The organism is Burkholderia sp. SRS-W-2-2016, from assembly GCF_001931485.1.
In the GTDB taxonomy this organism is placed as follows: Bacteria; Pseudomonadota; Gammaproteobacteria; order Burkholderiales; family Burkholderiaceae; genus Paraburkholderia.
Genome location: NZ_MSDV01000079.1, coordinates 17858 through 38692, shown reverse-complemented (window position 1 = coordinate 38692; position 20835 = coordinate 17858). Strand labels below are relative to the sequence as shown.

At 64.0% G+C, this 20835-nt stretch carries 19 protein-coding genes; 2 read left to right on the top strand and 17 right to left on the bottom strand.

Annotation, left to right across the window (positions count from 1 at the left end; all coding sequences use genetic code 11):
• Nucleotides 1-17: 17 nt before the first annotated feature.
• From BTH42_RS32955 to BTH42_RS32915, 9 genes are all read right to left on the bottom strand, one after another.
• Nucleotides 18-1478 (bottom strand): NAD-dependent succinate-semialdehyde dehydrogenase, encoded by a 1461-nt coding sequence (locus tag BTH42_RS32955; RefSeq protein ID WP_075305365.1) that lies wholly within the window; start codon nt 1476-1478, stop codon nt 18-20.
• A gap of 56 nt (nt 1479-1534) precedes the next feature.
• On the bottom strand, nt 1535-2242 hold the full coding sequence (locus BTH42_RS32950; RefSeq protein WP_075305364.1) for a GntR family transcriptional regulator: 708 nt from the start codon (nt 2240-2242) through the stop codon (nt 1535-1537).
• Between the two features lie 11 nt (nt 2243-2253).
• A complete protein-coding gene (locus tag BTH42_RS32945) occupies nt 2254-3351 on the bottom strand; it encodes an ABC transporter ATP-binding protein (RefSeq protein WP_075305363.1) in 1098 nt (365 codons plus the stop codon).
• A 16-nt stretch (nt 3352-3367) separates the two neighbouring features.
• A complete protein-coding gene (locus BTH42_RS32940) occupies nt 3368-4171 on the bottom strand; it encodes an ABC transporter permease (RefSeq protein ID WP_075305362.1) in 804 nt (267 codons plus the stop codon).
• Between the two features lies 1 nt (nt 4172).
• Nucleotides 4173-5057, bottom strand: a complete 885-nt coding sequence (locus BTH42_RS32935) for an ABC transporter permease (RefSeq protein WP_075305361.1) — start codon at nt 5055-5057, stop codon at nt 4173-4175.
• Nucleotides 5058-5132: 75 nt separating this feature from the next.
• Nucleotides 5133-6164 (bottom strand): ABC transporter substrate-binding protein, encoded by a 1032-nt coding sequence (locus tag BTH42_RS32930; RefSeq protein ID WP_075305360.1) that lies wholly within the window; start codon nt 6162-6164, stop codon nt 5133-5135.
• Between the two features lie 54 nt (nt 6165-6218).
• Nucleotides 6219-7187: a flavin reductase gene (locus BTH42_RS32925; protein WP_075305359.1), complete on the bottom strand. Its 969-nt coding sequence runs from the start codon at nt 7185-7187 to the stop codon at nt 6219-6221.
• Entirely contained in the window at nt 7180-8070 is an 891-nt protein-coding gene (locus tag BTH42_RS32920) for an alpha/beta fold hydrolase (RefSeq protein ID WP_372237304.1), read from the bottom strand. The genes BTH42_RS32925 and BTH42_RS32920 overlap by 8 nt, the downstream gene beginning before the upstream one ends.
• 258 nt (nt 8071-8328) lie before the next feature.
• Nucleotides 8329-9015, bottom strand: coding sequence for a GntR family transcriptional regulator (locus BTH42_RS32915; RefSeq protein WP_075305357.1), 687 nt, complete (start codon nt 9013-9015; stop codon nt 8329-8331).
• Nucleotides 9016-9275: 260 nt separating this feature from the next.
• Here BTH42_RS32915 and BTH42_RS32910 point away from each other — a divergent pair, with 260 nt between their 5' ends.
• On the top strand, nt 9276-10208 hold the full coding sequence (locus BTH42_RS32910; protein WP_075305356.1) for an ornithine cyclodeaminase family protein: 933 nt from the start codon (nt 9276-9278) through the stop codon (nt 10206-10208).
• A 32-nt stretch (nt 10209-10240) separates the two neighbouring features.
• Here BTH42_RS32910 and BTH42_RS32905 read toward each other — a convergent pair whose 3' ends face one another.
• From BTH42_RS32905 to BTH42_RS32895, 3 genes are read right to left on the bottom strand one after another with little or no spacing between them, the layout of a single operon-like run.
• Nucleotides 10241-11680: an aldehyde dehydrogenase family protein gene (locus BTH42_RS32905; protein WP_218642034.1), complete on the bottom strand. Its 1440-nt coding sequence runs from the start codon at nt 11678-11680 to the stop codon at nt 10241-10243.
• Between the two features lie 8 nt (nt 11681-11688).
• Nucleotides 11689-12663: an NAD(P)-dependent oxidoreductase gene (locus BTH42_RS32900; RefSeq protein ID WP_075305391.1), complete on the bottom strand. Its 975-nt coding sequence runs from the start codon at nt 12661-12663 to the stop codon at nt 11689-11691.
• A 2-nt stretch (nt 12664-12665) separates the two neighbouring features.
• Nucleotides 12666-14063 (bottom strand): FAD-binding oxidoreductase, encoded by a 1398-nt coding sequence (locus BTH42_RS32895; protein ID WP_075305390.1) that lies wholly within the window; start codon nt 14061-14063, stop codon nt 12666-12668.
• 266 nt (nt 14064-14329) lie between these two features.
• Between BTH42_RS32895 and BTH42_RS32890 the strand changes: the two genes are divergently transcribed.
• Nucleotides 14330-15376 carry a GlxA family transcriptional regulator gene (locus BTH42_RS32890; protein WP_075305354.1) on the top strand — a complete coding sequence of 349 codons (1047 nt, stop codon included), beginning with the start codon at nt 14330-14332 and terminating at the stop codon, nt 15374-15376.
• A 46-nt stretch (nt 15377-15422) separates the two neighbouring features.
• On the opposite strand, the gene BTH42_RS32885 is transcribed toward BTH42_RS32890, so the two are convergent.
• The 5 genes from BTH42_RS32885 to BTH42_RS32865 form a co-directional block, all read right to left on the bottom strand.
• Complete coding sequence (locus tag BTH42_RS32885; protein WP_075305353.1) at nt 15423-15773, bottom strand: cupin domain-containing protein; 351 nt, start codon at nt 15771-15773, stop codon at nt 15423-15425.
• A gap of 134 nt (nt 15774-15907) precedes the next feature.
• The gene (locus BTH42_RS32880; RefSeq protein WP_075305352.1) at nt 15908-16960 is read right to left on the bottom strand and encodes a proline racemase family protein; all 1053 of its coding nucleotides are present in this window, start codon (nt 16958-16960) and stop codon (nt 15908-15910) included.
• Between the two features lie 62 nt (nt 16961-17022).
• Nucleotides 17023-18357, bottom strand: a complete 1335-nt coding sequence (locus BTH42_RS32875; RefSeq protein WP_075305351.1) for an MFS transporter — start codon at nt 18355-18357, stop codon at nt 17023-17025.
• Nucleotides 18358-18695: 338 nt separating this feature from the next.
• On the bottom strand, nt 18696-19466 hold the full coding sequence (locus BTH42_RS32870; protein WP_075305350.1) for an NAD(P)-binding domain-containing protein: 771 nt from the start codon (nt 19464-19466) through the stop codon (nt 18696-18698).
• Between the two features lie 24 nt (nt 19467-19490).
• Nucleotides 19491-20810, bottom strand: coding sequence for an FAD-binding oxidoreductase (locus BTH42_RS32865; protein WP_075305349.1), 1320 nt, complete (start codon nt 20808-20810; stop codon nt 19491-19493).
• Nucleotides 20811-20835: the final 25 nt, after the last annotated feature.

The window sequence follows — 20835 nt, the reverse complement described above, 5'->3', positions numbered from 1 at the left end:
TTCTGGGTATCAGGCGCTCAAACCGCCATGCACAAATACTTGATCACCAGATAATCATCGATCCCGTAGTGCGAGCCCTCACGTCCCAGCCCCGACTGCTTGACGCCGCCGAATGGCGCGACCTCGTTCGAGATCAGCCCGGTATTGATGCCGACCATCCCGTATTCGAGCTGTTCGGCCACGCGCCAGATGCGGCCGATATCGCGGCTGTAGAAATACGCGGCAAGGCCGAACTCGGTGTCGTTGGCGAGCCGCACGACTTCTTCGTCGCTCGAAAAACGGAACAGCGGCGCGAGCGGGCCGAAGGTCTCGTCGGTCGCGACCGCCATCTGCGAAGTCACGCCGGTCAGCACCGTCGGCTCGAAAAAGCCGTGGCCGAGCGCATGGCGCTTGCCGCCGGTCACGAGCGTCGCGCCTTTGCCGAGCGCATCGGCGATATGCGCTTCGACCTTGCCGACCGCCGCCTCGTTGATCAGCGGACCGAGCGTGACGCCGCTCTCCATTCCGTGGCCGATTTTCAGCTTGCCGACCGCGTCCGCCAGCTTCGCCGCGAACGCGTCGTACACCCGCTCGTGTACATAGAAGCGATTCGTGCATACGCAGGTTTGCCCGTTGTTGCGGTACTTCGATGCGATCGCGCCTTCGACCGCAGCGTCGAGATCGGCATCGTCGAACACGATGAACGGCGCGTTGCCGCCCAGCTCCAGCGTGACTTTCTTCACGGTCGGCGCGCTTTGCGCCATCAGCAATCGGCCCACGCCGGTCGAACCGGTGAACGACAGCTTGCGAACGATGGGACTACCCGTCATCGCGCCGCCGATCGCCTTCGGATCGCCGGTCACGATATTCACCACGCCGCGCGGCACACCGGCGCGCTCGGCCAGCACCGCCAGCGCGAGCGCGGAGAACGGCGTCGCCTCGGCGGGTTTCACGACGATCGGGCAACCCGCCGCGAGTGCCGGGCCGACCTTGCGGGTAATCATCGCGGTCGGGAAATTCCACGGCGTAATCGCGACGCACACACCGATCGGTTCCTTGACGACCACCAGCCGTTTATCCGCGGCGGGCGTCGCGAGCGTGTCGCCGGCCACGCGTTTGCCTTCCTCGGCGAACCATTCGAGGAACGACGCGCCGTAAGCGATTTCGCCCTTCGCCTCGGCGAGCGGTTTGCCCTGTTCGGCGGTCAGGATCAGCGCGAGGTCGTCCGCGTGTTCGAGCATCAGTTCGTACCAGCGACGCATCACGACAGCGCGCTCCTTCGCGGTGCGCGCGCGCCATGCGGGCCACGCGGCATTGGCGGCCGCGATTGCGCGATCCGTTTCGGCCGCGCCCATCAAAGGCACGTTGCCGACGCTCGCGCCGCTCGCCGGATCGAGCACGTCGAAGCTCGCGCCCGAGTCGGCCGCGCACCACTGCCCATCGATATAAGCCTGATTGCGCAGCAGCGCCGGATCCTTCAACAGGGTCTTCAATTCCACGTTACTTTCCTCTGGTGCAATAAATCAATTAGTGCCGCGAAGCATTGCGGCGCGCGTCAGCCCGCCTGCCGCCAGCCGGCCTGCTCGTGGCCGTCCTCGAGCAACTGGCGAGCGATCTCCGCGACCCGGTGCACGTGCGCGATTGCCGCTTCGCGCGCCCGCGCCGCGTCCGCAGCCTGAATCGCCGCGAGAATCGCGTGCATTTCGTCGACGGCCTGGCGGCCTCGGTCGTCGGACGCGATCGTCAGCGCGCGCAGGCGGTTGATCCGCGCGGTCAGCGACTGCACGATTTCCCACGCCACCTGCTTTTTGCCGACGATGAACATCCGCTCGTAGAACGCCGATGTGAGTGCCCTGACGGCCGGGTAGTCGCGCGCGTCGAAGGCCGCCTGAATCCGCTCGATACAGCCGGCCAGATCGGCGACCGTCTGCTCGTCCGCATGCCGCGCGCAGGCCATCGCCGCCTCGCCTTCGAGCAGCGCGCGGATTTCGTAAATCTCCGCCGCGGTCGCGAAGTCGAGCACCGCGACGATCGGCCCCTGGTTCGGGATCGACGCGACCAGCCCTTCCGTTTCCAGATGCCGCAACACCTCGCGCACCACGGTGCGGCTCACGCCGAGCACCTCGCACAGCGTGCGTTCGACCAGCCGCTCGCCCGGATGGAAATGCGCTTCGAGAATCGCGGTACGCATCTTCTCGAGCGCGAGTTCGCGCAACGTCGCGGTGGGCCGTTGCACCTTCAGCGATGGCAGTGGACCGTTCATCACAGCCGCCGTCATGCCTGCGCGAACAGGCGCACGTCGCGCGCGTCCCAGTCGACCAGCGCCTCGGTGCCGATCGCGATGCCGCTGTCGTGGCGGTGCGCGGCCGGCATCCGGATCGAGATCTCCTGCTGCCATGGCGTCGCCACCGCGTAGTGCATCGCGTCGCCGAGATAGGTGATGTCGCGCACGGTGACCGGCAAACCGCTCGTGCCATTCGGGCCGCTCGCGCGTTGCAGCGCGCTGATGCGCATCTGTTCGGGACGGATCATCAGCGTGCCGTCTTCGCCCGCGTTGACCACCGGATTCAATGCATCGGCGGCGATCTGATGGCCGTTCGGGAACACGCCGTTCAGGCGGCCGTCGCTGTTTTTCGTGACCTTCACCGGCAGGAAATTCGAATTGCCGATAAAGCTCGCGACAAAGCGCGACGCCGGATTCGCGTACAGCTCCTCGCCAGTGCCGACCTGCTCGATGCGGCCTTTGTTGAACACCGCGATGCGATCCGACAGCCGCAGCGCTTCTTCCTGATCGTGCGTCACGTACAGGATCGTCACGCCGGTTTCCTGATGAATGCGCCGCAATTCGAGCTGGATTTCCTCGCGCAGCTTTTTATCGAGCGCGGACAGCGGCTCGTCCATCAGCAGCACCGGCGGATCGTAGGCGAGCGCGCGTGCAATCGCGACGCGTTGCTGCTGGCCGCCCGACAGTTGCGCGGGCATCCGGTCGCGGCACTCGGACAGATGCACGAGCTTGAGCATCTGCTCGACCTTGGCCTTGACCTCGGCATCGGGACGGCGCCGCACGCGCAGCGGAAACGCGACGTTCTCGCCGACGGTCAGATGCGGAAACAGCGTATAGCGCTGAAACACCATGCCGATGTTGCGCTTGTTCGGCGCGACCGCCAGCAGCGGTTTGCCGTCGAGCAGCACGCGGCCGTCGGTCGGCTCCTGGAAGCCGGCGACGATATACAGCGTGGTGCTCTTGCCCGAACCGGACGGTCCGAGGAAGGTCATGAATTCGCCTTTGCGCACGTCGAGCGAGACCTGGTCGATCGCGACGACATCGTCGTAGGTTTTGCGCAGACGCTGGATTTGCAGGAATGCAGTCATGATTCGAATACCTCGATTAGCTCGGTTGGCGCGCGCGGCGCAGCACGGCGCCGGCCAGCATCAGCACGGTCGTCAACGCGACCAGCAGTGAAGACGCCGCCGCAACGACGGGCGTCAGGTCCTGCCGCAGCGTCGACCAGATACGCACGGGCAGCGTTTGCAACGTCGGGCTCGACATGAAGATCGACACCACGACCTCATCCCACGACGCGAGAAACGCGAAGATCGCGGCCGCGAACAGGCCGAGCCGGATCGCCGGCAGCGTCACTTTCAGCTTCACGGTGAGCGGCGACGCGCCGCAAATCAGCGCGGCATCTTCGAGCGCCGGATCGAAGCTGACCAGCGAATTGCTGATCGAGATGATCGAAAACGGCAGCGCGATGATCAGATGGCCGAGCACGAAACCGGTGATCGTGCCGTTCAGCCCGATGCGCAGAAAGAACGCGTACAGCGCGACGGCCAGCACCACCACCGGCAACACCATCGGCGTGAGGAAGAAGCCCTTCACCGCCTCGCGACCGCGAAACTTGCCGCGCACCAGCGCCAGCGACGCCAGAAAACCGAGCAGCACCGACAACACCATTACGATCACCGCCAGCTTCGCGCTGGTCAGCAGCGAGTCGATCCAGCCGGCGTCGGTGAATAGTTGCCGGTACCACTCCAGTGTCCAGCCCGGCGGCGGAAAGATCAGCCACTGCGAGTCGCCGAACGACAGCGCGACGATGAACAGGATCGGCAGCAGCAGAAACAGTGCGACGGCCGCGCCTATCGCAATCAGCACCCAGCGCAGCGCGCCGAGACGGTCGAAATCGAGCAACATGTCAACGCCCTCCCTCAAGCTTGCGCGCACTGCCGGTGAAGCGCAGTTGCAACGCGTAGAGCAGCAACGTCACGGTCAGCAGCACGAACGCGGCGGCGCCGGCGAGTCCCCAGTTCAGCAGCGACTGCACGAGTTGCGCGATCAGTTCCGCGAGCATCATGTAGGACGGGCCGCCCAGCAACGCGGGCGTGACGAAGTAGCCGAGCGCCATCACGAACACCATCAATGCGCCGGACGCGACGCCCGGCATCGCGAGCGGCACGAGGATGCGCCAGAACGCCTGCCAGCGGCTCGCGCCGCAGACGGCGGCGGCTCGCAGCGTGGACGGATCGATCGCGCGCAGCGTCGCGTGCAGCGGCATCACGAGGAACGGCAGCATGATGTAGGTCATGCCGATCGTCACGCCGGTCAGGTTGTTGACCAGCGCGAGCGGCTCGTGAATCACGCCCATTGCCATCAGCGCGCGATTGATCGGCCCAGTGCCTTGCAACAGCACCATCCATGCGAAAGTGCGCGCGAGCAGATTGGTCCACATCGACAGCAACAGGATCGCGAACAGCACCGAGCTGAGCTTGCGCGGCGCGATCGCGAGCAGCCACGCCAGCGGGAAACCGATCAGCAGCGTGACCAGCGTCACCACCGTCGCGACCAGAAAGGTATTGCCGAACACGCGCAGATAGGTAGTTGAACCAAGCAGTTGCTGATAGTTTTCGAGCCCCGGCGCCGGTTCGAGCACGCTGCGCAAGAGCAGCGACAGTACCGGCAGCAGGAAGAAAACCAGCAGCAATAGCATCGCCGGCGTCAGCAGCCATACGCTGCGCCAGTCGCGCCGCTTGCGCGCGGCCGTCGCGGGGGGATGCGCGACGGTACTCATTACGTTGGGCATGATGTCTCCTGCTCGGTGTCCGGCCGCGCGTCGTTCAACTACAACGCGCGCGGCGCCAGCCTCGGTCCGTCGTCGTTACTTCGATTGCCACGCGTACCAGCGCTTCGCAATCGCATCGCGGTTGTCGGCCCAGTACTTCATGTCGAGATTGATCTGCGAGTCCTTGTACTGGTCGGGCAGCGTCTTCGCGAGCGCCGGCGGCATCAGCGCGGCGGACTTCACGTTGATCGGCGCATAACCGGTTTCGGCCGCGAACTTCGCCTGCGCCTGCGCGCTGGTCGCGGCGGCCAGGTACTTCATCGCTTCCGCGCGATGCTTGGCGCCCTTCGGAATCACCAGCATGTCGGCGGCGGTCAGGTTCTGGTTCCACGACATGCCGACCGGCACGCCGGTTTGCGCGAGCGCATGCAGGCGGCCGTTCCAGAACATCCCGATCGGCGCCTCGCCCGACGCGAGCAGCTGTTGCGACTGCGCGCCGCCGCTCCACCAGACGATGTCGCCCTTGATCGTGTCGAGCTTCTTGAACGCGCGGTCGAGATCGAGCGGATAGAGCTTGTTCGGCGGCACGCCGTCGGCGAGCAGCGCGATTTCCAGCACGCCCGGTGCCGACCATTTATAGAACGTACGCTTGCCGGGGAAGCGCTTGGTGTCGAACAGGTCGGCCCAGTTTTGCGGCTGCGCGCCGGTGTACTTCGACTTGTTGTAGCCGAGCACGAACGAGTAATAGAAGCTGCCCACCGCGTTCGGCGTCGCGAAGCGCGGGTCCAGTTCGTCCTTCTTCACGACCGCGTAGTCGATCGGCTCGATCAGGCCGGCCTTCTGCGCGGCGTACGCGAAGTCGCCCTCCACATCGACGACGTCCCAGCTCACGTTGCCGCTGTCGACCATCGCCTTGAGCTTGCCGTAGTCGGTCGGGCCATCCATCAGCACGGTGATGCCGCTCGCCTGCGTGAACGGCTGCGCCCAGTTCTTCTGCTGCGCGGACTGGGTGGTGCCGCCCCAGCTGGTGAAGACGATCGGGTCCGCGGCATACGCCGGCGCCGCCGCGAGCGTCATCGCACAAGCAACGGCCAGCGGCGCGATAAAGGGAATGCTTCTGCTGCTCATGTCTGTCTCCGGGATAGGGTTGGTTCTCGTCTGGTCGGGTTCAATGCGCCGGGTTCAATGCGCGAGCGCGAGCGGCTGCACGGTGCCGGCCGCGCTGTCGCCGACATAAATGCCGAATGCGTCCTGGCGGCGTTCGCGCTCGTAGCGTTCGAGCATCGAGCGCACCGCGGGGTCGCTGATTTCGTCCCACGGAATGCGCGACAGCGGCACGATCCGCACGCTGCTGTCGAGCCACGGCGACGCGTTCGGAATCACGCGGCCGCGATAGTAGATATGCACGCCGGGCTCGTTGTCGCTGCCGTCCTCGAACACCGCGAACAGGAAGTCGAGATGCACGCGCAGGCCGAGTTTGTTGAGCACGCCGTGCAGGCTCGCGGGGTCGCTGGCCGGATCGAGCTTGATGCCGGTCGGCAGGCCGACGCCTTTGCCGGTGTCGACCAGCACGAGGCCGTCGCGATGTTCGAGGATCGCGCCGACTTTCGCGCGCGCGCCGGCCGCGGCCAGTGCGTTCTGCGACAGGCTGAAGTTCACGTACGCGCCGCGGCAGTAGCCGAGCGGCGACGAACTGGTCTGCACGAAGTCGACCACCCGGCCGATCAGGATGATGTGATCGCCCGCGTCCACCACTTCGTGCGTCGTGCAGTCGAAGCTCGCGGCCGCGCCGTCCATTACCGGCGCGCCGGTTTTGCGGACGCTCCACGGCACTTGCGCGAACTTGTCGGCGGCCTTCGACGCGAACACACCCGACACCTGCTTCTGGTCTTCGGCGAGCACGCTGACCGCGAAGCGCTGGGTGTCGGAGAACACCGCGTAGCTCGACGCGGTCTTCGCGATGCACACCAGAATCAGCGGCGGATCGAGCGACACCGACGTGAACGAATTCGCGGTGAAGCCGCGCGGCGTGCCGTCCGGCTGGATCGTCGTGACGACGGTCACACCCGTGACGAACGCGCCGAGCGCGCGACGAAATTCGGCGGCATCGAACGCGCTTGCGGCGCTCGGCGCGGTGATCGACTCAGCCATGACGTTCTCCGGTGGTGGGTGCTGCGTGGGTTGCCGTCGCGCCGGCCGATGCTTCGGCGAGGAACGCGAGCAGGCTCGCGTTGACGCGCTGCGGGTCGGTGACGTTCATCATGTGGCGCGCGTCGGGCAGGATTTCGGCGCGGCCGCGTGGCGTGGCCGCCGCCATCGCCTCCGACATCCGCGCGCTCGAATTCGGATCGCCCGCGCCGGTGAGAAACAGCGCGGGCACCGTGAGGCTCGCGAGGCGGCCCACGTGCGCGTCGTCGGAGCTGGCGAAAAGACGATAGGTGCGTGCGTAGCCGACCGGATCGACTGCCAGCAGCAGCGCGCGCACGGCCCGCGCGGCTTCGCTCAGGTGCGCCGGCACCGGATCGCCGAACCAGCGCGACAGCGTGAGGTCGACGCCGGCGTCGGCGCGCACGTCGCCGAGCGTGTTGGCGCGCGTCATCACCGCTTCGCGCTGCGCCGGCGTGCGGTCGTAGACCGCGTTCATCGCGACGACGCTCAGTGTGCGTTGCGGGTAAGCGAGTGCGAATTCGAGCGCGACCAGCGCGCCCATCGAATGCCCTACTACGTGCGCATGTTCGATCTGCAGCGTGTCGAGCAGTGCCGCGAGCTGCGCCGCGTATTCGTCGAGCGTGGGCTCGGCGCTCGGCAGCGCGCTGTCGCCGTGACCCAGCATGTCGTAGACGACTACCCGGAACGACGCGGTGAGCGCAGCGATCTGCGGCGCCCACACGCTCTGGTTCATGCCGACGCCGTGGATCAGCACGACTGTGTCGCGCCCTCTCGCCGCGCGGGTCGATTGCGGCGCGTACACCGTGTAGCAGGTGCCCGCGGTGCGGGCACGCTGACCGTGCGGGACGGCGGACTCGGGCGGCAAATCGGGCTTCATCGGCTTCAGGCTCCATAAAACGATGCGGACCGGCAGAAAAACCGCGGATCGCATTCGGTGAGATTATGGTATGCCATCTTATGGCCCGCAACAATGCACTTCGTATTATGGAATACCATGATGCCGGCGGGCGCTTCGCTGGCACGTTATGGGCTAAGCGCGCCCCTTGTTCGCTTTGCTCAGACGATAAAAAAGGCCGCCGGCGAGTGCCGGCGGCCTTGATGGCGTGGGGGTGTCGGCGTTCGCTCAGGCGTCGCCGACTGCCTCGTTCTGCTCGGCGAGTACCGCGAGCGCCAGTTCGGAGACCCGTTTGATATGAGCAAACGACGCATTGGACGCCGCTTCGCCGTCGCGTCGCTCGATCGCATCGAGCAGCAGATTCATTTCGCGGTTCGAGTCGCCGCCGCGTCCCGGCATGCCGATGGTCATCGCCCGCAAGCGGTTGATGCGCGCGTTGAGCGTCGTCACGACCGACAGCGACACCTGCTTGTTCGCGGCCTCGAACAGCGTTTCATAGAAGCGCTCGGTTTGCTCGAGCACGCGCGTCAGTTCGTTTTTCTCGAACGCGTCTTCGATGCTCTTGCGAATCTCGCGCAGCTTCTGCACGACTTCGGGCGTCGCGCCTTCCGCGCACGCGCGCGCGGCGTTCGCTTCGAGCAGTCCGCGCAGCTCGTAAATCTCGCTGACCTGCGCCGGATCGAGACGCGCGACGATCGGCCCCTGCCGCGCGACGATCTCGACCAGCCCTTCGGTTTCCAGATGCCGCAGCACCTCGCGCACGACGGTGCGGCTCACGCCCAACTCGTCGCACAACGTGCGTTCGACCAGCCGGGTGCCCGGCCGGAAATACCCCTGGACTATCGCGGCGCGCAGTTTGTCGAGCGTGAGCTCACGCAGCGTTTTGACGTTGCGGTCGATTTTGAGGTCTTGCATAAGCGGCGGTTCGGAGAGGGACGAAGGCCCGTGCGCGGGGCGCGGGCGTGGAATGCCATATTATGACTTAACTTACGGACCGGTTTACATACATTGGGGCGCAATCAGCGTGGCCTGTTTCCCGGACCAGCCACTTGCCCGGCGAACCGCCTGGCCGGCACGTCCCAATCATTGACGTTTCCCTTCTATCAAACCGCCCGCCTCGCCTCGATACTGTCCGCTTCGAAACCGTTGCCGAACCGAACGAGGAAGTGCTTGCGATGCGCCCCAGCCTGATCAGTCACGATGACGCCCACGAGGTTCTAAGTTGGCCCGAGGCGGTGGATGCGCTGCGCGACGGCCATCGGCTGCCGAAAGCGGAGATGCGCGATCTGCTGTTCGGGCCGCCCGGCGCGGTGATGCTGTCGCGGGCCGCGCGGATCGAGGGGATCGGCTACGGCGTCAAGGCGGAGTCTGTGTTCGAGTCGAATGCGGCGATCGGCTTGCCGAACACGCATGGCGCGGTGCTGCTGTACGCCGCCGACACGGGCGTGCTGCGCGCGGTCATCGAAGCCCGCTGTATCACCGACCTCAAAACCGCCGCCGATTCCGTGCTGGGCGCGACATTACTGGCGCGGCCGGACAGTCGCGAACTGGTGATCGTCGGCGCCGGGGCGGTCGCGGCCAACCTCGCCCACGCCTATAGCGCACTCTTTCCGGCGCTGGAAAGAATCTCGATCTGGGCGCGCCGGCCCGACCAGGCACAGGCGCTCTGCGCGAAGCTGGCCACGCTGCCGGTCGCGGTCCGCCCGGTGACCGACCTGCCGGCGGCACTCGCGAGCGCGGATATCGTGTCGAGCGCGACGCCCGCGCAACAGCCGGTGCTGCGCGGCGGCTGGATCCGTCCCGGTACGCACGTCGATCTGATCGGCGCGTTCACCGCGCAGATGCGCGAGGCGGACGACGCGTTGATCGCGTCCGCGCAGCTTTACGTGGACAGCCACGAGACCACTCGCCATATCGGCGAGATCGCGGCGCCGATTGCTTCCGGCGCGATACCGTCCGACCACGTGATCGGCGATCTGTATGACCTCGTGGGCGGGCAAGTGCCGCTCTCGCGCACGCCCGAGACGATCACCGCATTCAAGAATGGCGGCGGCGCGCACTTTGATCTGATGATCGCGGATCGTTTGCTGAAGAAACTGGGGCTTTGAGTCTTGCCGGCGGCCGCGCGCCGCCGGGCAAGTCAGGACAGCTGGTAAGTGGTTTTGACCCGCGTGAAGAACTGCCGCGCGTAAGTCCCCTGCTCGCGCGGCCCCAGGCTCGAGCCGCGGTTGCCGCCGAACGGCACGTGATAGTCCACGCCGGCAGTCGGCAAATTCACCATCACCATGCCGGCGGACGAGCGGCGCTTGAAGTCCTCCGCGTGCTTCAACGACGTCGTGACGATGCCGGCGGACAGCCCGAACGGCGTGTCCTCCGCCGCGGCGAGCGCCGCTTCGTAGTCCGCCACCTTGAGCACCGCCAGCACCGGCCCGAAGATTTCCTCACGGTAGATGCGCATATGCGACCGCACATCCGTGAACAATGCGGGCGAAAAATGGAACGCGCGTTGATCGTTATTCAAATGTTCTCCGCCGCAAACGAGCGTCGCCCCTTCTTTTACACCGGCTTCGACATAGGAAAGGTTCTGCTCCAGCTGGCTCGAATCGACGACCGGTCCAATCTGGGTGTCCGGACTCAGCGCATCGCCGACGCGAAGCCGCCGCGTGCGTTCGGCGAGCCGAGCGACGAACGCATCGTGAATCCCCGCCGTCACGATCAGCCGGGAACTGGCCGTGCAGCGCTGTCCGGTCGAATAGAACGAGCCGTTCAGCGCGGCCTCGACGGCCACCTCCAGATCGGCGTCGTCCAGCACCACAAGCGGATTCTTGCCGCCCATTTCCAGTTGCACGCGAATCAGACGCTCGGCCGCGATCTGTGCGACCCGGCGACCGGTGGACTCGGAGCCGGTGAACGTGATCGCATCGACTTGCGGCGAACGCAAAATCGCATCGCCGACCACCCGGCCCGGACCGATCAGCATGTTGAACACGCCCGAGGGCAAGCCAGAGCGGGAAATGATTTCCGCGAGTGCCCAGGCGGAAGACGGCACCAGCTCCGCGGGCTTGAACACCACGCAATTGCCGTAAGCCAGTGCCGGGGCGATCTTCCACGCCGGGATCGCAAGCGGGAAGTTCCACGGACTGATGATCCCGATCACCCCCACCGGCTGCGTGAAGACGTCGATGCCCACCCCTTCGCGCACCGAATCGTATTTCTCGCCATTCGCGCGCAGCGCCTCCTGCGCATAGAACTTGAACGAATGGCCGGCCCGATCCACTTCGCCGAGCGCCTCGCGCACGATTTTGCCTTCCTCGCGCGACAGCAATCCGGCCAACTCCTCGCGGCGCGCGAGAATTTCACTGCCGATCCTGTCGAGGATATCCGCACGAAGTTGCGGATTGCTTTTGCGCCACTCGCGGCTCGCGGCCTTTGCCGCATCGATTGCCTGCCCGGTCAGCGCAGCATCGGCGCGAGCAAAACGGTCGACGATTTCCGACGGGCGCGACGGGTTGCGATTTTCCAGCAGATCGGCGTGGGTTTCCGGGTCGACAAACGCGCCGGCTACAAAGCTGGTCTTGATCGGTGAATTCATGCGGATACCTTCTGGACAGAATACTCAGGAGTCTTACCGTTCGCGAACTGGACGATATTGTCGAGTGCCTTGTCGATCAGACCTTGCATCGCGTCTTCACTGCTCCACGCAACGTGCGGATTGAGAATGAAGTTGTCGTGATCGATGAGCCGGAAGATCGGGTCGTCGGGGTCCACCGGTTCGTTGACGAGAACATCGAGCGCCGCGCCGCCGATCGTGCCGTTCAGCACCGCATCGATCAGCGCCGCTTCGTTCACGACACCGCCTCGCGCGGTGTTGATCAGAATCGCGTCGCGTTTCATCTGGCCGAGTTCTTTCGCGCCTAGCATGTCGCGGGTTTCGTCGGTGAGCGGCACGTTCAGCGACAGCACGTCGCTGCGAGCCAGCAGTTGCGGCAGCGGCAAGAACTCGGGGCCGCTGAACTCGCCGCCCTTGTCGGAGAACCAGACCTTCATGCCGAGACCGCGTGCCAGTTCGGCGAGACGCCGCGCGATCACGCCGTTGCCGATGATCCCGAGCGACTTGCCGCCGACATCGCGGATGCGGAAATCGAAATAGATGTTGCGCGGCGGCTGTTCGCGCCGATGGATTTTCTGCAGCAGCCGATGGTAGCTGGACGGCTTGCGCAGCAATTCGAACATCATCGCAATCGTATGTTCGGCAACGGTGTTCGCCGCATAGCCGGGGACATTGGTCACGACGATATCGTGCTCGCGGCAGTAATCGAGATCGACGATGTCGGTGCCGGTCAGCGCCAGCGAGATCATTCGCAGCTTCGGCAACTGGCACAAGTCCGCGGCGCGCAACGGCACGCTACAGGTTAGCGCGACGGTCGCATCGCGCAGCCGCGCCACGACGTCTTGCGGCGTCGTATAGCGGTGGCTTGCCCACGTGTGGTCGAACGGTAGTTGCGGTACTTTCACCGAAGGCGCGATGCCCTCATTGTCGAGAAAAACAACGTGATGCGGCATGATCATCCCTTGACGACTTTCTTCGGTACATAACCGGCCGGCGCGAGCGACGTGAGGAAGTTGGTCAGCGCATTCGCATCGCGGTCGAGGTCTTCCAGCGACTCTTTTTTCACCAGCGCATTGCGCACCATGCGCGCGCCGACGAAGCGGAACGGCTCCGGCGGCAACAGCTTCATCTTCTGTTCGACGAGCCCGCAGTTCGACCATTCGTCGTTGGCCTCCAGCACCAGCGACTTGATGATCCGGCTCGCGAACACGGTGGTGGCGACGCCATTGCCGGAAAAGCCGATGCCGAACACGATGTCGCGATGGCCGCCGAGATAACCGAAGTTCGGTAGTCCTTTCATCGCGCGGTCGAGTGGCCCGGTCCAACTGCTGACGACCGGCACGTCCGCCAGTTGCGGGTAGAACGAACGCAGTTCCCTGGTGATACCGTCCGCGGCCGGACACGGCCGGTCGTATAGCGTGCCGATCTTCGACGCGAACGCGAACTGACCGAGCGGCTTGCCGAACACGATGCGGCCGTCCGGCGTATTGCGCCAGTAGTTGAGCACGGTGCGCGAATCGGTCACGCACACGCCGTCCTTCAGGCCGGCCGCGTCCAGACGCGCCTTGACCGGCGCGGTGGCAATCATGTCGCTCGACATCACGACGATCATTCGCTTCAGTTCGGGGAACTGCGCGCCCCAAGCGTTCATCGCAATCACGACTTTTTTCGCGCGGATCTGCCCGCGCGGCGTGTGCACGATCGGCGGCTTGCTGCGCTCGAGTCGCGTGAGCGGGGTCTTTTCATAGATCCGCACGCCCAATTCGAGCGCGACCCGGCGCAGTCCGCGCGAGAGCATCGCGGGCTGCACGGTCGCCGCATTCGGATCGAAGATGCCAGATAGCGTGCGCGGTGAGCCGGACTTCTGGCGCGCGTCGTCGGCGGACAGCTCGCGGAACGGGTTCGCGTTGTACTTCTCCAGACTCTCGGTCAGCACCCGCCACGAATTGTGTTGGCGCCGATTGCTGGCGGTCCACAGCCAGCCGTCTTTGCGGTACTGCGCGTCGATCCCGTGTTCACGGCAGAAGTTGCCGATTTCGTCGATCGCGGATTGCGCCGCCTCGCAAATGCGCCGCGCTTCGGCTTCGCCGCAGATACTCATCAGCGACAGATATTTTGCCCACCAGTTATTGGCGAGCCCACCGTTGCGCCCACTGGCTCCCGAGCCGCAGCGATCCTTTTCGATGATCACCACATCCAGACGCGGATTGGCTTTCTTCATCCGGATCGCGGACCACAGCCCCAGGAAACCGCCGCCGATGATGCAGACGTCGGCCTGCGTCGTCTCTTCGAGGGGCGGTGCCAGCGCACAGTCGAGATCGAGCGCCTGTGCGTACCAGAAACCTCTATACATGTCGTTTTGCCCCATTAAATATCCAACATAGGGGCCGATTTTCCGGTTGCCGTCCAAAGCTCGCTATGACGACGCGGACAATTCCCAGGATGCGCCGTCAGCGACGCACCAGGGCTTTCCCTGAGCGTTGGAGGTGAATCGGCAGCGTCGACACGCGTGGCACGGATGTTATATTTTCCGGTCTTTTTGCAACATACAAGACAGCGGCGAACTCCTATACTGGGTCAATACGGCATGCCGGTTTCTCATCTTTCCAAGGATGAGCGATGAATACACAAGACGAATACGCTGGAGACACGACCGACGATTCCGAAGAAACGCCGCCCGCGCGGCCCGATCTTCGAGTCGGCTTCATCCTGATGAATCAGTTCACGCTGGTGCCTGTCGCCGGCCTGGTCGATTCGCTGAGGTTTGCCGCGGACAAGTCGTTCCGGAGCCGGCAAATCTACTGTCAGTGGGACTGGATGACCTGCAACGATCAGCCGATCACCGCGAGTTGCGGGATGCCGATCCTGCCCACCAAACCGCTCGCGCAACTCGAACTCTACGATTACATCGTGATCGCCGGCGGCCTGCTCGGCGAAACGCGCGACCCACCGGCGTGGCTGCTCGACGCGTTGCGCAAGGTCCACGCGGCCGGTATCCCGATCATTGCGCTGTGCTCCGGCTCTTTCGTGCTGGGTAAAGCAGGCTTGCTCGACGGCCGGCGCTGCGCGGTCCACTTCACGATTCGCGACGAGTTCACCCAGCGGTTTCCGAAGGCCACCGCCTTGATCGACAGGAGCTTCGTGGACGACGAAGGGATCATTACCTGCCCGGGCGGCACCGCGATCGATCTGGCCGCCGGCATGATCCGGCGCCACTGCGGCGAAGTCCGCGCGCAAAAGGGCCTCAAATACCTGCTCGCCGATGCGACGCTCGACAAATCGGCCGAACGCGACGCCGATCATGAGCCGCACGTGTATCACGACGAGATCGTGCGTAAAGCGATTGCGTTCATGCGCGCGAATCTCGGCTCGGCCGCGACGCTGTCGGAGGTCGCCGAGCATGCGGGCACCAGCCCGCGGCAGTTGCATCGCGCGTTCCTGAGCAATACCAACGACGCACCCGCGAACTACTGGCGCAAACTGCGCCTCGAATACGCGCGCAAACAACTGGCGGACACCAGCCGCAACGTGACGACCATTGCATTGGAAGCGGGCTTCTCGGACGCATCGCACTTCATTCTGTGGTTTCGCAAGCAGTACGGAGAAACGCCGTCGGTTTATCGCAAGCGCCGGCACGAGGTGGAGCGGCTGTTGGTGGCGACCTGACGCGTGGGCCCATCCCTTCTCGGGGCCACGCGTCGGGACGCGCGAATCAGAACAGCACGTAGGTCTTGCGCAGCGTCTCACGAATATCCCAAACGCCTTCACAGTTAGCGGGAAACAGCACCGCATCGCCCGCACGCAGTTCGACCGGCTCGCCGCCGTCCGGCGTAAAAACGCACCTACCGCTGACGATGTGACTGAATTCGCGGTTCTTCAGATGGCGGCGGAATCGACCGGGTGAGCTCTCCCACACACCGACGCTCGCGCCGATATCGGCGGCTTCCTGATGCTGCGCGGTGCCCTGTTTCGCGACCGGTTCGCCCATCGGCAATTTGGCGGGTTGCAGCGTATCCACGACCGCGCGTTCGGCCGCGCGGATAACGGTAAGGACTTGAGTCAAGAGATGAACCTCACAAGGAAAGGCGCTGGACCAAAAGTCGGCAGCGCCATGTAATGGGTAATCGGGATTCGAGACCGGTTAAATGGTGAGCGCCGGTCTCGCGTAGAACTGGATTGATCGATGCCTGGCCGCCATCAAGCCCAGATATCGCCGACCGTAAAGCCTTCGGTGAACGGGTCGTCGTGGTCGAGAACGTAGGTATTCAGGCCATAAATCCAGCTGGTTCCCGACACGGTCGGCACCACCGCGCGCTTCTCGCCGATCGTGGTCTCTTCGACGAGCCGGCCGGTGTACACGTTGCCGACGATTCCCTGGTGACGAAAATCCCGGTTCAGCGGCAATTCGCCCTTCGCATGCAACACGGCCATCTTCGCGCAGGTACCGGTCCCGCACGGGCAGCGGTCGAGCGCACCGGTCCACGTGGTCGGATCGTCCCAGGAGAATTCGCCCGAGGCCATCGTCACCACGTTGCGCCAATCCGCGTTCGGGTCGTCGGTCGGACCGGACAGCTGCGTAATCGTAATGCCGACGCCCGGGTAGTCGGGATGCGCGACCGGCAGCTGTTCGATCGCGGCCTGCCGGATCATCGCGGAAACGCGCGCGATCTCCGCGCCGTGCTGCGGAATCAGTTGCAGACCCTTGAACTGCCGAACGTCGGCAATCACGTAGAACATCCCGCCCCAGCCCACGTCGACCGTCACCTTGCCCAGATGCGGGACGTCGATGACCGCATCGAGATGCGCGGCGAACGCGGGGACATTGCGGAACGTCACGCTCTTGACCTTGCCGTCCTTGCATTCGGCTTTAACACGGATCAAACCGGCGGGCGCTTCGAGAACGAGTTCGGTGACCGGTTCGTGCATCGGCAGCATGCCCATTTCGAGCAGCACCGTAACGACGGAAATCGTGTTGCCGCCCGACATCACCGGGTATTCGATCTGCTCCATGATGATGTAGCCGGCGTGCGCCTCCGGATGCGTCGGCGGCACGATGATGTTGCAGCAGTGCGCCGGATAGCCGCGCGGCTCGCGCAGCATCAGCTTGCGCAACTGATCGTCGTTCTCCTCCAGCCATTTCATCTTCTCGTACACGCTGTTGCCGGGGATGTGCGGCACGCCACCGGTAATCACGCGCATCGGCGTACCGGCATGCGTATCGACAGCATGGATCGTTCGTTTGAATCCCATCTCTTCACCTCGAATATCGTGCAATTGCGTAAAACAGCATGGAGCGGTCGGGACGGTTACGCTCAATGACTCAGCGAGCCGGCGTGATGAAGATCCATCGAACGCGTCTCGGGCGCCATCGCCAGCGTGACCCACAGACCCAGCACGGAAATCGCGAACGCTACGTACATCGTATTCGCAATGCCGATCGAAGTCAGCGACATCGGCACCAGGTAGGTGCCTACCGCCGCGCCGATTCTCGACAGCGACGTAACGAGACCGACCGCCGAGCCGCGAATCTCGGTCGGGAACAACTCGTTCGGATAGACGTACTGAAGAACCTGCGCGCCGCCGATAAAAAGCGCATACGCACCGAACAGCAGCAAAGTCAGCAAGGCCGGCCCTTCTGGAAACACGCCGAGCAGTAACAATGCGAGACCCGACCATAGAAAGCTGTGAATCAGCAGCTTGCGGCGACCGAGCGAATTCACGAGTTTCACCGCGAGCAGACAGCCGAATACGAACATCAGCGTGATCGCCACTGCGCCGTACGACGCCCACGATCCGGTCAACCCCATGGTTCGCAGAATGGTCGGCGCGAACGCATAGACAGCGAATTGCGGCACGATCGAGCAGGTCCAGAACACGCTGACGAACAGGATGCGCTTGCCGTATGCGCTGTGAAACAGCGACCACACCGACGCGGTCTTTTCCGGCTGCTTTTCCGGCAGGTTCTGAATCGAATAGTGTTCGCCGTACACGCGCTTGATCACGTGATCGGCCTCGGCCGCTCTGCCCTTGCTGAGCAGCCAGCGCGGCGACTCCGGCGTGCCTGCGCGCATCACGAGGAACAGAACCGCGGGCACCACAGCGCTCGCGAGCGCCCAGCGCCATGCATCCGCACCGCCTACCCGCAGCACGATCTCGCCGATCACATACGCCGCGCCCGCGCCGACGAACCACATCATCACGAGACTGGCCAGCAGCGAGCCGCGCTGGCGTTTGGGTAGAAACTCCGCGAGTAGCGAGGTGGCCAACGGATGATCGGCGCCGATCGCGACGCCGAGCAGCAGTCGCAGAAAAGCCAGCTCCCACGCGGACTTCACCCAGAACTGCGTGGCCGAGAACAGGCCGAGCGCAACCAGCACCAGCAGATACAGCACTTTCCGTCCGAGTTTGTCGGTGAACAGTCCGCCGACGAATCCGCCGAGGAACATACCGATCAGCGGCGAAGCGGCAATCAGACCTTGCTGTAGTGCGGTCAGTTTGAGTGCCTCGGTCAGTTGCAGCATTACGACGCCGATAATGCTGAGCACATAACCATCCAGAAACGGCGCCGCCGATGAATACAGCGTCAATCGTTTATGGAAACCATTTAGCGGTGCATCCTCTAGCGACATTTTGTAGCCTTGGGACATGATGTCTCCTTTCATACAAACCTGATTTGACTTACGGATCCGACGTCTTGAAAGCAATCGGGTACTTTGTTTTACTTGGCGCGGGTCCATAGCAATAAGCGCCTGCTCTTTAGCCGTAATTCGCGCGGTTAAAGAGTCGAGTACCGTCATGGTGTAGCGAGTATCGAATCCCGTCGGGGAGCCTGCATATAACGGATGAGGCAATTGCTGTGACGTTGCGGCAACTCAGGGTATTTACGGAATGTGCGCGAGTGCGGGGAAATGGAGAACGCCGGTCAGCCTGCCTGCCCGGCGTTTATTTCTGGAAGTAGACGACGACCGTTCAGGTCGTTCAGGTGTTACTCGACGCCGGCAATCAATGCATCGAAAACGACCTCGCACGCGGCGTTCCATGCCGCATTGGTCTGATGCAGTCCCAGCATTTCGAGACCCTGTGCGGTAAAGGTGCCCTGCGTCGCAATCGAGCGGCCGAGATCCTGCATCGACGACGCACCGCGATGTCTGGAATAGGCGGCACAATCTTCTACGCTGCTCAGTACGAGCGCTCTAGCGCTGTCCGCTGGCAAGCCTTTTTCGACCAGCCAGTGCTGCAGGTCGTGCAGTAGAAAGTAGAACCAGCCATTCATGCATGCGCCCACGGTAGCCAGTTCGAACTGGGTTTCGCTGGCGAGCGCAATCAGATTGCCGAGCGGACCGAGCAGCGCGCGCGCATCGGCTTCGTCGGGATAGATCGCTACGGTCGAGCGGTTGATTTCGGCCGCGTAGGAGAGCATCGCGCGCACACATTCGGTGGTCCCGAACAGACGCTTCAATTCATCGACCGACACCCCGCCGACGACGGATATCAGCTTCTGCTTCGGCTTGAGCACGAGCTCTTGCGCGAGCTCGGCCAATTGGGCCGGACGCACGCCCACCAGCACGATATCCGCGTGATCGACGACTGTCTGGTTATCCGGCATCAAGCGGCACGAGCACTTCCGCGCCAGCGCCTGTGCCTTGTCGTGACTGCGCGGCGACAACAATATTTCCGGCGCGTGCGCTGCGCGCAGCAAGCCACGCACTATTTTTTCGGTGAGATCTCCCACACCGAGAATTCCCAGCTTGATCATGGCGAAGTTTTCCGTAACGAGGTTTCAGCTTTCCTTACCGGCGCGACTCTGCCCGACCATCAGGTTCAGATTCACGCCAGCGGAGAGAAACGGGTCGGGTGGATTGCGGTTCGGTCCCGGCGACGCCAGCAGGAAGTCGATCAGTTCATTGCGCTGTCCGGCCAGCCAGTCCGCGAGCAGCGTGCCGGTAATCGTGCCGCGCGTGATACCCAGGCCATTGCAGCACAGTGCCCCATAGACATTCGGCGCCAGTTGACCGAAGTGCGCCATGTGATTGCGCGACAGGCACATCGCGCCGCCCCACGTGTAATCGAATCCGACGTTCGGCAACATCGGGAAGCGCCGTTCGAACGAAGCGCGATGGCGTTGCGCGGCCCGCTCCAGACAGCGCTGCCGGCTGCGGCCGTCCGCGTTGAAGCTGAAGCTGTTGCGCACCAGCAGACGATTGTCCGGAGTGCGTCGCAACGTACTGCCGAACGGGTCGGCCGGAATGATGCCCCAGACCGGCAGGCCGCCGAGTCGCGCCTGCTCTTCGCCGGTCAGAGCCCGCGTGATGCTCGCGTAGGTGAAGACCGGCAGCAGCCGTCCCGTCAGGAAACCGAAACTCGACGCGAAAGCATTGTTGGTCAGCAGCAGCTTGTCGGCGACGATCTTTCCGCGCTGATGCCCGAGCGTAATTTTGCTGCCGTAGTCGACGCTTGAGATCGGCGTGTACTCATGCAGCGTGACGTTCTCCGGCAGACTTCGCGCGAGTCCCTTCACCAGCGCGGCCGGTTGCAGGAGCATGGTGCCCGGTGTGAATAAGCCCTTCTTGTAGAAGCGCGTGCCGATCCGCTCCGGCAGATCGTCTTCGGCAATCACTTCGCAAGCCTCGCCGAGATTCTCGAGTCCGCGGCGGTACGCATCGAGCACAGCGATTCCGCGCGGCTCGACGGCAGCCTGGTACTTGCCGACCGCCATCAGATCGCAGTCGATGCGGTGCTCGCTCACGAGTCTGCGGATGATCTGCTGCGCTGCCTGGTTCAGCTTCAGGTTCATCCTCGCGGTCGCGGGGTCGCCGATGTAATCGGGCGCGCCGATATCGTGCGGCAAGTCGATCGCGAATCCGGAGTTCCGTCCGGACGCGCCATAGCCGACTTCCTGCGCGTCCACGAGGACAACCGGATCGTCCGGATAGTGCAGCGCAATCTGTCGCGCCGCCGCGAGGCCGGTGAGTCCCGCACCGACCACGACCCAGCGCGCCGACGTCGTTCCGATGTGTGGTGCGTTCGGCTGTCGCGGCGAGCTCAGATGAAACCAGCCACAGGACCGGTCGTCGGCGGGTAAATGATCTATTCGTCTCATGTTCGGTATCCGTTCGTGCTCCGAG